We start from the raw sequence: 13,624 nt of genomic DNA on the forward strand, positions 1-13,624 counted from the left end.
ATAAAGGGAAGCAGTGGCACTTAACCTGTCTGCTTCCCTTTTACTTATCTGCTATTTAAATGTTTCATCTTAGCTTCCTAGATGATAAACTAATTACTATTGAAGTTTTAATTTATTTACCGGTACATCTCCTGATAATATTTCTGGTAATCCCCGCTGGTAACGTGGGTCATCCACTCTTTGTTGTTCAGATACCATTCTATTGTTAAGCGGATTCCCTCTGCAAACATTGTCTCCGGTTCCCAGCCAATTTCAGCTTTTATTTTATCCGGCGCAATGGCATATCTTCTGTCATGACCTTTTCTGTCTTCCACATAATGAATCAGATCCTTATTCAGATGGGCTTTTGCCTCATCACCTGACGGAAGCAGCTCTGACAGCGTATCTATGATTAAATGAATAATTTCGATATTCTGCTTTTCATTGTGTCCGCCTACATTATACACCTGACCAAGTTTTCCCATTTCCATAACCATATCGATGGCTTTGGCATGATCTCTTACATAAAGCCAGTCTCTGACATTCTTACCATCACCATATACAGGAAGCTTTTTGCCGGTTAATGCATTATTTATCATGAGGGGAATTAATTTTTCAGGGAATTGGTAAGGTCCGTAATTGTTACTGCATCTGGTAATATTGGCAGGGAAATGAAAGGTATCTATGTAAGCTTTCACTAACATATCCGCTGATGCTTTACTTGCAGAATAAGGGCTGTGAGGATCAATGGGCGTAGTCTCATAAAAATAACCGGATTCTTCTTCTAAGGATCCATACACTTCATCAGTGGAAACCTGAAGATACTTTTTGTCCGCTTTATAACCGTCTTCTGTTTCCCAGGCACATTTGGCGGCATCCAGCAGATTTAAAGTTCCCATTACATTGGTATTAACAAAAATCTGAGGATCTCTTATACTACGGTCCACATGACTTTCCGCTGCAAAATGTACTACCCGGTCTATATCATAATCCTTAAAAATTTTATGAATTGCTTCTTTATTGCATATGTCTTCCTTAATAAAAATATAATTCGTATAATCTTTTATAGAAACTAAGTTCTCCAGATTTCCGGCATAAGTTAAACTGTCTAAATTAATGATACGAATAGAATCTTTATACTTCTCAAACATATACTGTATATAATTGGAACCAATAAAGCCGGCTCCTCCGGTTACTAAATAGGTCTTCAAATCATTTACCTCCAATATTATATTGCTCCATATATTCCTTAAGGGCATCTTTCCAAAACGGCAAAGTATACCCTGCTTCTTTTAAGTTATTATTCTTAAGGACTGAGTATTTCGGGCGTTTCGCCGGGGTTTTATATTCTTCCGTCGTTATTGGCAATACGGTAACTTCTTTGCCTGCCAGACGAAAAATCTCCACCGCAAATTCATACCAGGTGGCGCTGCCTTCGCAGGTTCCATGATAGATACCAGGTCCGTCCGTATCCATTAAAAATGTAATCGCCCGGGCGAGCGAGAGCGCACTGGTAGGGGAACCATACTGATCGTTCACCACTCTGATTTCATTGTTCTTTTCTGACAGGGCAAGCATGGTCTTTACAAAATTCTTACCTTCACCATACAGCCAGGCAGTACGTATAATGTTATAATTTTCACACAATGTCCGAACGAATTCTTCTCCGGCAAGTTTAGTTGACCCATATACACTTTGGGGATTTGTTTTATCCTCTTCCCTGTAGGGTACCTCTGACTCACCGTCAAATACATAATCCGTTGAAACATGGATTAATTTAGCTTCTAAGGCTTCCGCTGCCACTGCCAGATTCTTAGGTCCTATGGCATTAATCCGGTATGCCCTTTCCTGATCGCTTTCACATAAATCTACTCCAGTATGAGCTGCGCAGTTAATTATTACCTCTGGTTTTAACTCCTGAATTAAATTCATTACCGCCACAGAATTGGTGATGTCTAATATAATCGGACAATATGCGGTTGGTTCTCTTGTAGTAGTATTAATAATTGTCAGATCCGTCCTGTCTTTCAGCACTTGATTTAAGGCCCGCCCCAACTGGCCGCAAGCACCTGTAATTACTATTCTTCGATCCATCTTAACCTCTTTTCTGCACAATAAGGGTTCCTTCTCTTTTATCCCCGCCCCTATATGAAATATTCCTAATCATATGCAGCCTTTAGTCGTTTAATTCACAAAATCTGAGTTGCTTCTTATCTTTTTCTGACAACATTAACTCCATGTCTTCTTCTAAGGGCCATTTTATATCTATATCCGGATCATTCCACAGAATTCCGCCTTCATCCTCCGGATGATAAAAATCCGTACATTTATATGCAAACTCAGCTTCTTCGGACAATACCAAAAAGCCATGGGCAAATCCTACCGGAATATAAAATTGTTTCTTATTTTCATCCGATAGGACAACCCCTTGCCACTTTCCGTAAGTCTTAGAATCCATACGCAAATCTACCGCAACGTCAAAAACCTGACCACTTATTACCCGGACCAGTTTTCCCTGAGGATTATTCTTTTGAAAATGAAGTCCCCTTAATACACCTTTTCTTGACTTGGACTGATTATCCTGTACGAATATCTGATCAAGACCTGCTGATTTAAAATCCTCATAATTATAGGTTTCCATAAAATATCCCCGATCGTCCCCAAAACACTTCGGTTCAATAATATATAAACCTTCGATATCACATTTTATAAAATTGAATTGTCCCATAATTTCTCCTGTTGTATATTAAAAATCTACCACTACGATTATCCAGGGTGTATCTTTTTATGTCGCGTGATGGCCAGGGTCAAGGTTTACAGGCCATTAGCAACATCTGCCATATATTTTCCGTACTCGGTTTTTAACATAGGTTCTGCAAGTTCTAACAATTGTTCTTTATTAATATATCCTTTTTTGAAGGCAATTTCTTCAATACAGGATATATAAAGTCCCTGTCTTTTTTGAATGGAAGCCACATAATTGGAGGCATCTAAAAGGGAATCATGGTTTCCCGTATCAAGCCATGCCATACCCCTGCCTAAGGTTTCAACGTTTAAGTTACCGGCTTCCAGATATGCATTATTTACGGCCGTAATCTCAAGTTCACCGCGTGCCGATGGTTTTATACTCTTGGCAATTTCAATTACCTGGTTATCATAAAAATAGAGACCTGGTACGGCAAAGTTTGACTTTGGTTTTACCGGTTTCTCTTCAATGGATATTGCCTTGCCTGCTTCATCAAATTCAACAACACCATAGGCTGCCGGATCTCTTACATAATATCCGAAGATAGTCGCTCCATGCTCTCTCTCTGTAGCTTTTTGCAACGTTGCCGTAAAGCTTCTTCCGTAAAATATATTATCTCCTAAAATTAAAGCAACCCTGTCCTTGCCAATAAACTTCTCACCGATAAGAAAGGCTTCTGCAAGTCCCTTTGGTTTGGCCTGAACTTCATAAGTAAAAGACATTCCTAGTCTGCTTCCGTCTCCTAATAATTCTTCAAATACCGGTAAATCCCTCGGTGTGGAGATAATAAGAACTTCTCTGATGCCTGCTAACATAAGGATTGAAAGCGGATAATAAATCATTGGTTTATCATAAATCGGAAGTATTTGTTTTGATACCGCCTTGGTAACCGGATAAAGCCTTGTTCCGGAGCCCCCGGCCAGGATAATTCCTTTCATTAATAAATCCTCCTAAAAGTAATTAATTTAAAACTACTTTCTTATATTATTTGGTAATCTAATCTATTTTACCACATATTTATAAAAAAATCTTTTATTTTTTTAGGAGACATGTTATTTTTATTGATTTTACAGATTAAACAGGCTTGGAGGTCATACTGTATGTGGCTAGCTTATGATATGTCCGGGCTTGGAAAAAGATTCGAGGCACGAATTGACCTTTAACAATCAGTGCCTCAAATCTTTTTTTTATTATGATATAGCAGAGTTAACTTAATGTTCTGCCTATTCATTTAATTTTTAATTTATTGGATAATTTTACAGGAATCGTAACTGAATTCTTCTGCATTAACCCTTGAGAAAGTTATTTCTATGATAAAATGTTCATAATAGGCAATACATAATAAAGCTAAGCTGTAGCTGTTATCAGCTAGTCTAACCCTGTTACTGGAGTAAACTCTATTACCTCTAAGAAATTCGAAATCAAAGGAACCTTTTAATTCAATATGCTTTACGCCTGTGAAGTTTAAAACAAGGTCAACTGCTTCAACATCGTAAATCCCTTTTTTCCACCTGTCTCCATACAGTAAAACATTATGAAAAAAACATCTACAGATTTCTTTTTTATGATTTACTTCAAATTTTAGGAAGTAACTATCTTCAAAAACATAATCCGATAGTTCCGGAGGTTCGTTCTTATCTTCATAAAGAGATATCCTTTTATTTCTGGCTTTTCTGATTAATAGCATATATTTGTCCTGCAGATAAAATATATCACTTATATAAGCATATAGTTTATCAAATTTATTGTAGTCCAAATAATTAATTTTATTTCCTTGCCTAAGTGCCTTAATCATAAAACTAACAAGCTCTTCCTCGTAATAAAACTCAATCTCACGCTTTTGAGATATATTCTGTAATTTCAAGCTATATGCCTTAGCGAATCTCTCATTGGTTGCAATAAGATTCATGCACAAAAAATGAACATAATCAAATTCAAGTGATATCATCGTTATACCTTTTCCTTATGGCAGATAAAATAAGTGTTGCGTAAATTTTAGTTACAGCAAAAACTCTTTAAGATAAATACTTACCATATCACAAATTCTTTGTACTATCTTTTAAATTCTTTGAACTATCTTTTAAATTCCTTGAAAGTAATTATTTTTCCTTACTAAAAATCTAAGGTTATATCAATCCTATAAACTTACTGATTTATTGTATCTGTAAATATATCATAAGGTATTTTCATAAGGTATTTTCATAAGGTATTTGCATAGGATTTTTATAAGGTACTTTCATAAGGCATTTTCATGATGTTATTTATATACTTTCTAACGATGATTATACTCTGTTTTTTGAATTTTGTACATGCTTACATTAACTTACTGGATATTTTAACCAAGGTATGAATACTATTAATATACTATTCCTGTGATACCAGTCTCTTCTCCCCAGTTATCTCTTGAATTGGCTTAATATCCTGGGTTACTTCCAATACTCCCAGGTACTCACCCGCTTCACTTCGTACGGCATAATACCTGATGAGGATAAATTTATCTCCCATTCTGATCCAAAAATCTTCATGGTCTTTCTTGCCGCTCTTAAAATCTGCTACAATCTGTTCTACGATATGGACACTTGCCGGTGGATGACAGTTGGAAACATTCCGTCCGATTACTGCTTTGGTCCGGGGGAAGATTCTCTCCGCACTTTGGGAGAAATATTTTACCACGTCATCTTTATCGACAAAGGTAATATCAAAGGGCAGGGTATCGAGTAACCGGATAAGTTCCTCGGTTCTTAATACCCCCGTAGGGAACGTAATAATCCCAGGTTCCTTTTTTTCTTCTTTTATTTCTTCCTGGTACTCAGCGGTCGGATTCCATTCCGGTACTTTTTCAACCAGAAATCCGATTTCCCCGCCCTCCTGTGCAATCCTTTTCCATTCATCCTGGGTAAGGGTTTCGAGTAACATTGGGAGCAGTATATTTTCTTCTTTAAAAATCATTTCTTTTACTTTTTCCAGTAAAGCTTCGAGGTTTTCCTTTAAAGCCTCCCTGTCTTGTTTTCCTGAGTCCTTAGCTTGTTCTAACTTAATTAAGGCAGTCTTAACTTCTTTTAGTGCATCTCTGATTTCATCATCCACCCCCCACATTACTTTAGGGGGAGCAGTAATACCATACTGCTCCATATAGGGAAACAGCAGGTTTTCTTTTTTAAGATAATGCAAATCAATCTGAGATAACTTATTAAGTCCCTCCTTAAGTGCTAAAAGATCTTCTGTGTCTTTCATCTTTTCCACATAGGGTTTTACCTGTTTTTCTATGATTCTTTCAATGGCTCTGTTTTCCCGTATTAAGGTATTGGCCGGATGTCCCGGTATCTGGGTTTGATCTGTGGGCTGGTGAATCTCTTCGATGGAGCCTTTAAACACAGCCGCATGGACATCACAAAGACGCTGGATTTCTTCCACGGGTAACCCTTCTGAAATTAATGCTGCTTCTGCTTCGGATATTTCAGAAGCAGAAACTCCGTTAAAGGCTTCTTCAAATTCCTGTTTTACTTCATCTACGGTTTTTCCTTCATGAAGTTTGGCTATTACCTGCTTAATTACCTTTTGGCGATATTCCCTGTTATTGATACTTTCACTCATAGTAACCTCTTTTCTTGCGCACGCTCTTTGCGCATACCAAGTTTGTGGTGCGCAAGCACAAACTTGCGGTTGAAAAATTTATTTTTCAACCTAATTCCCATGCATATCGCAAGCTTGCTTGCGATACTGCCCAAATAAGAAGTGTGAAATGTTTTATTTCACACTAATTCCTCCTGAATTTATTCTATTAAGGATTATTGCTTTGTCTTGCATTCTTTTTTATATTGCTTTGTTGTTTACTAATTCGTTTTTGTATTTTTCTGGTTTGGACTATTTCTGGTTTGATGCTATCCATTTGGTATTACAACGTTTCATTGCCACTTTTATGAAATTACTCTGTTATTTTATATCCTCTCCTTAGAAATGCCTGCCTGACAGTATCCATATCAATTTTTTTCATTTCCGCACCCTTTGGAATGGTCATAAACCTTCCTGCAGTTTTAAGCATCCCTGGCTTTGTAATGTCTACAAAACCTATTTCTGATAGTATTTCTGCTGCCTCGGAATTGGTACTGCATATTTCATACACGGATTGTTTCAGATTGATTACTTTCTCCTGCATAATAATCCTTCCTTTCCTGCCACTTTGGGTTCAGGGTTAACTTTTTGCCAGCTACTTAAATTGTTCCCCGATCAGAATAACTTTTAAGCAGAATATTATTTTCAAGATGAATATGCTGATGGAGGTCCTGTTCTAATTCCACCAGGGAGGAATAAGCCTTCTTAAAAGTATTGCAGGCATCCTCCGGTAAGGTATAATCTCCTGAAACTTCTCTTAAGCTGCGTAAAATTTCACCTGCTGCTTCATGTTCTGTAATAATTTCGGACGTTAAGGATTTGATTTCCTCCATATTGTCCTTAGTGGTATCCAATATGGGAAATAGAAGTGTCTCTTCTTTTAATAAATGCTGTTCTAACTCCGTTTTCAATCTGCCAAATAATTGATTCACTTCATACAGTTCCCTGTGGTTCCTGCCATGGACCCTGACAATGGTACTTAATAAGTCCGCTATCTCCGGTAATTCTCTTCTCAAATAGCTGTGGTGGGTGTCCTCAATATAAGTTGATAGGACTGCAGGACTCATTTTATCAAAATGGTTATTATAAACTTCATATTCTGATTGTCTGTCGGCTATTGCCTGATCCAGACATTCAAAAAGTTCTGATTTATTTATTTTATGATTTACTACTACTTCTATAAGAGGTCTGTGACCACCGCAGCAATAATCAATTCCAAATTCTTGAAATATCTGTGCCGCTTTTGGAACTGCCGTTACCACTTGACCAATACTTATATTTTTATCCAATAAATTCATATTAATTCCTCCCTGGTTGATGTTATTTGATTTTGTTTTTGCATTTGTTTTTGTTATAATCAGTATAACTTTAAACGAATGAGATTTCTGTGATTCAAATCAAATTATTGGAGACCTATATCTAGTCCAAAGTAAAAATATGGTTTTTTGAATGACAGGATTCAAGTACTAAAAGATTAATTTTGTTTTTCGAATGAGGGGGACAAAATTTATATATAAACGATGTTCGTCAAACTTTTGTTTGAAAGAGCCAGAGAGCTTTCGGGTTAAATCTGCGGCTGTTGAAATTTTATTAAAACTATTCGAGAGTAATATAACGAAAAATGTAGAAGAATATTAAGAATAGGTATCGTGGATAAACAGAGTTATCTATACTTATTTCAAAATCCAGAATTAAATATAGTTATAAAAAATAATAGATATGCTAACATCAGTAAAAGAGAATAATATACTTGAAGACAATAATATACTTGAAGACAACTATATACTTGAAGACATCAAAGATGTGAAGAGGAAAATAACTAAATCACTTTTGCCAACTATTTGTTTTCTAAAGTAAGGTTGGCTTTTCAATTCGTTTTTTCTTCGAACTTGAATAATGGACATTATGCAAGAACGTTGGCGGATCGGTATCAATGCCTTATGCCTGATACCTCCCCTAAACCAATAACATTTCCCCGAACTGATACAGGATTATATAATTACTGCCCTTTGAAAGAACTCCGGCAGATGAAAATTCGGCTTTTCGCTGTCAATTGGAGCAAAGCTGCCATAATGCTCAAACCCCGGTTTTTGGCATACCTTATAGAAATTACAGGTAAAGCTGTCACCGGCTTTTAAGGGTCCTCTGCCAAAGAATCCTACAATCAATCCCATAGGAATCTTAAGCAGGACACTCCAGGAATTTTCTTTTAGGTTTACTTCACATACAGCTTTTAGTTCCTTATTATAAGTAATAAATTCCCGATCTTTTGATGTGCCAAACTGGCTTAACATGGCTCCATTTGCGTTCATCTCAAAATTCAAGTAACTTTGTCCTGTACCATCCGCAGAAAGGTTAATAAATGCTTCCATCGCACTGTCCTCATAAACAGGGTCATTATCCTTAGTGAAGGTTCTTAAAGGGTTACTCTCTGCCGCAGTCATTAAGATGACCAGACCATAGCCCTCTAACAGTCCCATTCTTCCATAAGCTTCTGGTTTTTCCCCATCTACCCACTGGTATTGGTCGATACAGAACTTCTCGCATTCCTCCAACTGTTCTAAGTCTGTTATTGTATGTACTTTATAATCATTCATATCTACCTGTACTCCCCTCTCTGGTTTTACGTTTCCATTTATTTATATGACTTATACTAGGTTTATGTCAGGTCAATACCATCAATCAGCCATTTCTTGCAAAGCTGGTTCCTTTAAAATCAAAAGTGCCTTATTCGTGACGGAACGGATAATACCATCGCTCTCCATCTGTCCTAGCTTGCGGCTTACGGTTTCTCTTGCTATTCCAAGATAATTTGCCATGCCCTCACGGCTTAAGGGCAGGCGTACCAGGATTCCTTCGGGCACAGCTTTTCCGTATTTTGCAGAGAAATCCAGTAAAAGTGTACTAATCCTTGCATCCACACTTCGAACTCCCATGCTTTGCATGGTATTTTCCAGTCTAGCCATCCGGGTTCCAAGTTCCTCAATGAGTTTTATAGCAATGTCCGGATCGTGATGAAGCAGTTGGGTAAAACGTGATTTTGTAAGCATGCATACCTTAACTTTAGATAGGGCTTCCACCGTATACGCCGCTGTCTGGCTGCTTAATAAATACTGTTCCCCGAAAAAGTCCCCTTCCGAAAATACATACAAGATCTGTTCACGTCCCTCTGCCGTATACTTATAAGCCTTCACACTTCCCTCATTGATAATAATGATGGAATCCAGTTTATCACCAATCTGAAAGACTGCTTCTCCCTTTTTAAATTCCACATGTTCAATCCATTTCGATATATTAACCATATCCTCATGGTTCAAGCCTGAGAATATTGGGACTTTATGAATGCATAACTTATTGGAACAATGGATACATTGGCTTGTTTCTGTCATAAAAGTGGAAGCTCCTTTTTTATTTACATTTTATTATTTCCATAATAACCTGTCAAATATATTGTTCTTATATTTTGTAATATATATTGTTCTTATATTTTGAATTATTAAGTTTATTGTTACTGTTTGTACCCCCAATAGAACATTAATACAAGCAAAAACAGAATTCACGTATAAAAACTCCAATTTTCTGGTTTGATATATCTTTCTCTTTGCATATCCTGTAAAAAGGTATTCCCCGCCATATAAGTCTTTTATACGGAAATATATTTTCTTAGGGAATACCTATGAAGTTCATTCACACTCTATAAGAAATCAATTGAAATAACATATTGCAAATCGTTCATTTAACCGTCTATAAACTCTCAACAAATTTTTTCCCATATTCCCTGCATTGTGTCAGTTCTTCCTCGTCCGGTACCCAAAGAGCACGGTGTCCTTCATCTATAACCTGAAATCCGCATTTATTAAGTTCTTCGTTAAGCTGTTTTACTGCCTCACCACTCCAGCCATAGCTGCCAAAGGCTGCCGCGCTTTTCTTCTTAAACTTAAGTCCTTTTACCATTTCTAGAAGACCGCCTAAGGAGTGCAGATAGCCATTATTTACAGTAGGGGAACCTATAAGGATTGCTTTGGAACAAAATATCTCGGTTATAACATCATTTTTATCTTCCTTTGAGGAATTAAAAATTTTAACTGTTATAGATTTATCCGCTTCCCTGATTCCTGCTGCAATGGCTTCCGCCATTTTTCTTGTAGCATTCCACATGGTATCATAAATGATAGTTATCTGATTCTCCTGGTAAGCATCTGCCCATTTCATATACTGTTCAACGATTTGGAGCGGATTGTCCTTCCATATAATACCGTGACTGGGACAGATTAAGTCTACCGGCAGGTTAAATTTTAGGATCTCCTGTATTTTCTTAATTACCAGAGCACTAAAAGGGGTTAGGATATTAGCATAGTATTTCAGGGCTTCTGCATAAAGCTCACCATTATCTATTTTGTCATTGTATAGGGATTCGGTGGCAAAGTGCTGACCGAAGGCATCGTTGCTGAATAAGATATTTTCGCCGGTCATATAAGTAAACATACTGTCAGGCCAGTGAAGCATAGGAGCTTCTATGAAAATAAGTTTATTTTCTCCGATGTCTAAGGTATCCCCGGTTTTTACCGTTACAAAATTCCAGTCTTCATGGTAATGTCCTTTTAATATCTGAGCGCCTTTGACAGTACAATACACCGGAGTATTTGGTATTTCCCTTAAGAGTTCTGTAAGTGCTCCGCTGTGGTCAATTTCTCCATGGTTTGCTATAATATAATCGATTTCTTTTAAGTCTATTTCCTGTTTCAGCCTGGATACAAATTCCTTATCAAAAGGCTGCCATACTGTGTCGATTAATACTGTTTTTTTATCTCTGATCAGATAAGAATTATAAGACGATCCCTTTTGGGTCGAATATTCTTCACCATGAAATTTTTTTAATTCCCAATCTACCTTACCTACCCAGGTTACTTTATCCGTTAATTTCTTTGCCATACTGATTACCTCCAAACTTTATTTGCTTATAGTATACCAATTTAGGGTTTTCTAAACTATGATTCAAATCACATTTTTATTCGCTTCAATCATTTCAGGCACTCAGATAGGAAACCCGATTTTTAATCCAGGTGAAATAACTGGGTAGTACTATTTATTTACTGTTACTACGAGAAGGCAATATGCAGATAAATAGACTGAAAACAGGGATTACCAATTCATTCTGGTAATCCCTGTTTTCCCTCAGACAGCGAACCCCCTTTGGTTCTGCCGGCTAATCTATATACTTTAGCTTGGCTGACATGTTATTGCTATCTCAATCAAGATTTCCCAACCAGCCTCTGCTATATGGTATATTATATGTAAACCCTCACTTCGAATCCTTCAGACTATGGCAGTCCCAATGCGATCAGCTTATCTGCCGTTAGACCTTATCAATTCAGGACATTGCCAGGCTTTTCCCAAGTATCATGCAGTTCTCTAGTGTCTCAGCATCCGGTTCACCAAGTACGGTAATCCCTTCACCATTTACTATTTGTGCACCTGCTTTCTTAAGACGCTCTTCCCAGTCTCTCATCCATTCACAATTACCCCAGCCATAGGAACCAAACAAACCAATCTTTTTACCGGACACAAACCTCTCCAGTTCTTCTACAAATGGTTCCATATCTCCTTCTTCTAATACTTCATCTCCCATGGAAGGGCAGCCTAAGGCAAATACCGGTACCTCTTTTAGTGCTTCTGCTTTAACTCCTGATACCTCTAAAACCTCAGCTTCTCCGCCTTCTGAAAGGACACCTTTCCCGATTTGTTCTGCCATCATTTTGGTATTACCGGTACCACTCCAGTATACAATCATTATCTTGCTCATATGAAACCTCCTTAAAAATTTAATCTATTACTGTCAGTTGTTAAATGAAAGTCAAACTGCTTTACAATATTCACATAGTATATCTTTCAAGGCACACGCACTGCTGGTATGGCATCTTTCAATAATTGTATTTTCCTTTTCCACTGCTTGCAGGGCGGATACGACCATTTTATGGGATACTGTATTCGTAAATAAAATCAGCAAATCCGGTTTTCCTACCATGGTCTTAAAGTTGGCGGGCATATGTGTAAATACTTTTGCCTTACACTTATGCTGTTTGCATATCTCCTTATATGTACAGACCATTCTGTCATGTCCTCCGACTATAACAATACTCATATTTCACCTCTTTCTTATTGCGATTGACTTTCATTCTCATTTATTGATTATAGAATACCACATACCTGGATTTTTAGGCAAGCTTTTTTTATTCTAATGATAATTATTATTAAATGGGTAGGAATATCAGAAAATAAGGATAAGAATAACAATTCTCTCCATAAGGTGAAACAGTAACTATTTTTACATGAAATAAATATTTTTACGTGAAGAAAATATTTTTTACATAAAAGTAGAGGCTGTTACTACTAAAACTTAGCTTACAGCCTCTTCAAAACACAGTTTAATAAAAAATTTAACGCTTATACAAAACTTCCTCCAACGTATCATAATTGTCCGGTACTTTTCCGGCACCGCTAAAAGATGCAATTGTACCGTCTTTAAACTCTACTCCCAGGTGCCACCAGCTTTCTAACCCAACATCACTTTTAGCTGAATACATAGATTTCCATTTCCAGATTTTGGCATCCTGCAAAGCCTTAATAATATCAGCTTTTTGTTTCTCTGATAACGCAGTTTCCTTATCTGCTTTTCGTATATCGCTGTACAAATTGGCACTATAGTAGGAGTCATAAATCATATTTTCATCAAAGTCGATTAAAAAAGAGGTTCCTCCGGTACCAGTCTGATCAGAAACTGTTAAATACTGTATTGTTTCCATATCTGGTAAATCTCCCTTAACTTCTTCCCCTTTTAATAAATAAGTAAAGTCATACTCATTCTCTTCCTTCGCTTTCCGCATTTGTTTCTGTAAAAACTTTAACACGATGGTTATACTTGATAAATTCTTTAGATTATGTTTTTCTTCCAGGAAATATTCTTCTGTCAGTTGATAATAAGAGATCAGATCCTCCACCTCATAGTTATCAACCTCTTCCTCCGTAAGTTGAAATGTCTTTCTTATAAAGTCTTTTGTTGCTAAGGGTCCTTTTTCTGCTGTTTGCTGTGAATTTACCTGCTTATCTTTCCCTTTCAACTTTTCATCTTCTTTCATTTTTTCTGCTGTGCAGCCGGTCAGAAACAGACCCGCTATGGTTCCAAAGACCAGGAGTTTCTTAATATTCAATTTTTTTACCTCCCCTTAGTTTTTATTAATTCCCTGATTCATAACCTCCATGGCGGACGGGACCGTCCCCATCCACCGC

Annotated in this window: 14 protein-coding genes; all 14 read right to left on the reverse strand. The window is 37.0% G+C overall.

The genetic code is table 11. The annotated features are described in order from the left end of the window. Nucleotides 1-116: 116 nt before the first annotated feature. On the reverse strand, nucleotides 117-1,190 hold the full coding sequence (gene rfbB / locus QA584_RS22995; RefSeq protein ID WP_278271438.1) for a dTDP-glucose 4,6-dehydratase: 1,074 nt from the start codon (nucleotides 1,188-1,190) through the stop codon (nucleotides 117-119). A 1-nt stretch (nucleotide 1,191) separates the two neighbouring features. Continuing rightward, nucleotides 1,192-2,073 (reverse strand): dTDP-4-dehydrorhamnose reductase, encoded by an 882-nt coding sequence (rfbD, locus tag QA584_RS23000; RefSeq protein WP_278271439.1) that lies wholly within the window; start codon nucleotides 2,071-2,073, stop codon nucleotides 1,192-1,194. An 82-nt stretch (nucleotides 2,074-2,155) separates the two neighbouring features. After that, on the reverse strand, nucleotides 2,156-2,707 hold the full coding sequence (gene rfbC / locus QA584_RS23005) for a dTDP-4-dehydrorhamnose 3,5-epimerase (RefSeq protein ID WP_278271440.1): 552 nt from the start codon (nucleotides 2,705-2,707) through the stop codon (nucleotides 2,156-2,158). An 86-nt stretch (nucleotides 2,708-2,793) separates the two neighbouring features. Then, nucleotides 2,794-3,663, reverse strand: a complete 870-nt coding sequence (gene rfbA / locus QA584_RS23010; protein ID WP_278271441.1) for a glucose-1-phosphate thymidylyltransferase RfbA — start codon at nucleotides 3,661-3,663, stop codon at nucleotides 2,794-2,796. Between the two features lie 305 nt (nucleotides 3,664-3,968). Then, nucleotides 3,969-4,520 carry a hypothetical protein gene (locus QA584_RS23015; RefSeq protein ID WP_278271442.1) on the reverse strand — a complete coding sequence of 184 codons (552 nt, stop codon included), beginning with the start codon at nucleotides 4,518-4,520 and terminating at the stop codon, nucleotides 3,969-3,971. A 569-nt stretch (nucleotides 4,521-5,089) separates the two neighbouring features. Continuing rightward, nucleotides 5,090-6,319, reverse strand: coding sequence for a DUF438 domain-containing protein (locus QA584_RS23020; protein ID WP_278271443.1), 1,230 nt, complete (start codon nucleotides 6,317-6,319; stop codon nucleotides 5,090-5,092). 331 nt (nucleotides 6,320-6,650) lie between these two features. Then, entirely contained in the window at nucleotides 6,651-6,881 is a 231-nt protein-coding gene (locus QA584_RS23025) for a DUF1858 domain-containing protein (RefSeq protein WP_278271444.1), read from the reverse strand. A 55-nt stretch (nucleotides 6,882-6,936) separates the two neighbouring features. Further along, on the reverse strand, nucleotides 6,937-7,635 hold the full coding sequence (gene ric, locus QA584_RS23030; protein ID WP_278271445.1) for an iron-sulfur cluster repair di-iron protein: 699 nt from the start codon (nucleotides 7,633-7,635) through the stop codon (nucleotides 6,937-6,939). 693 nt (nucleotides 7,636-8,328) lie between these two features. Next, on the reverse strand, nucleotides 8,329-8,934 hold the full coding sequence (locus tag QA584_RS23035; protein ID WP_278271446.1) for a carbohydrate-binding family 9-like protein: 606 nt from the start codon (nucleotides 8,932-8,934) through the stop codon (nucleotides 8,329-8,331). An 81-nt stretch (nucleotides 8,935-9,015) separates the two neighbouring features. After that, nucleotides 9,016-9,726: a Crp/Fnr family transcriptional regulator gene (locus tag QA584_RS23040; protein ID WP_278271447.1), complete on the reverse strand. Its 711-nt coding sequence runs from the start codon at nucleotides 9,724-9,726 to the stop codon at nucleotides 9,016-9,018. A 355-nt stretch (nucleotides 9,727-10,081) separates the two neighbouring features. Beyond that, nucleotides 10,082-11,269, reverse strand: coding sequence for an anaerobic nitric oxide reductase flavorubredoxin (locus tag QA584_RS23045; protein WP_278271448.1), 1,188 nt, complete (start codon nucleotides 11,267-11,269; stop codon nucleotides 10,082-10,084). A gap of 439 nt (nucleotides 11,270-11,708) precedes the next feature. Continuing rightward, complete coding sequence (locus QA584_RS23050; RefSeq protein WP_278271449.1) at nucleotides 11,709-12,140, reverse strand: flavodoxin; 432 nt, start codon at nucleotides 12,138-12,140, stop codon at nucleotides 11,709-11,711. A gap of 51 nt (nucleotides 12,141-12,191) precedes the next feature. Continuing rightward, nucleotides 12,192-12,479 (reverse strand): DUF2325 domain-containing protein, encoded by a 288-nt coding sequence (locus QA584_RS23055; RefSeq protein ID WP_278271450.1) that lies wholly within the window; start codon nucleotides 12,477-12,479, stop codon nucleotides 12,192-12,194. Between the two features lie 295 nt (nucleotides 12,480-12,774). After that, complete coding sequence (locus QA584_RS23060; RefSeq protein ID WP_278271451.1) at nucleotides 12,775-13,545, reverse strand: hypothetical protein; 771 nt, start codon at nucleotides 13,543-13,545, stop codon at nucleotides 12,775-12,777. Between the last annotated feature and the right edge of the window lie 79 nt (nucleotides 13,546-13,624).

The sequence above is a fragment of the Anaerocolumna sp. AGMB13025 genome, from assembly GCF_029689925.1.
In the GTDB taxonomy this organism is placed as follows: Bacteria; Bacillota; Clostridia; order Lachnospirales; family Lachnospiraceae; genus Anaerocolumna.

Coding starts and splice junctions, on each gene's coding strand:
- rfbA (WP_278271441.1), bottom strand. CDS start 3,663: ATGAAAGGAATTATCCTGGCCGGGGGCTCCGGAACAAGGCTTTATCCG.
- QA584_RS23045 (WP_278271448.1), bottom strand. CDS start 11,269: ATGGCAAAGAAATTAACGGATAAAGTAACCTGGGTAGGTAAGGTAGAT.
- QA584_RS23055 (WP_278271450.1), bottom strand. CDS start 12,479: ATGAGTATTGTTATAGTCGGAGGACATGACAGAATGGTCTGTACATAT.
- QA584_RS23050 (WP_278271449.1), bottom strand. CDS start 12,140: ATGAGCAAGATAATGATTGTATACTGGAGTGGTACCGGTAATACCAAA.
- QA584_RS23020 (WP_278271443.1), bottom strand. CDS start 6,319: ATGAGTGAAAGTATCAATAACAGGGAATATCGCCAAAAGGTAATTAAG.
- QA584_RS23040 (WP_278271447.1), bottom strand. CDS start 9,726: ATGACAGAAACAAGCCAATGTATCCATTGTTCCAATAAGTTATGCATT.
- rfbC (WP_278271440.1), bottom strand. CDS start 2,707: ATGGGACAATTCAATTTTATAAAATGTGATATCGAAGGTTTATATATT.
- rfbD (WP_278271439.1), bottom strand. CDS start 2,073: ATGGATCGAAGAATAGTAATTACAGGTGCTTGCGGCCAGTTGGGGCGG.
- QA584_RS23015 (WP_278271442.1), bottom strand. CDS start 4,520: ATGATTAAGGCACTTAGGCAAGGAAATAAAATTAATTATTTGGACTAC.
- QA584_RS23025 (WP_278271444.1), bottom strand. CDS start 6,881: ATGCAGGAGAAAGTAATCAATCTGAAACAATCCGTGTATGAAATATGC.
- QA584_RS23035 (WP_278271446.1), bottom strand. CDS start 8,934: ATGAATGATTATAAAGTACATACAATAACAGACTTAGAACAGTTGGAG.
- ric (WP_278271445.1), bottom strand. CDS start 7,635: ATGAATTTATTGGATAAAAATATAAGTATTGGTCAAGTGGTAACGGCA.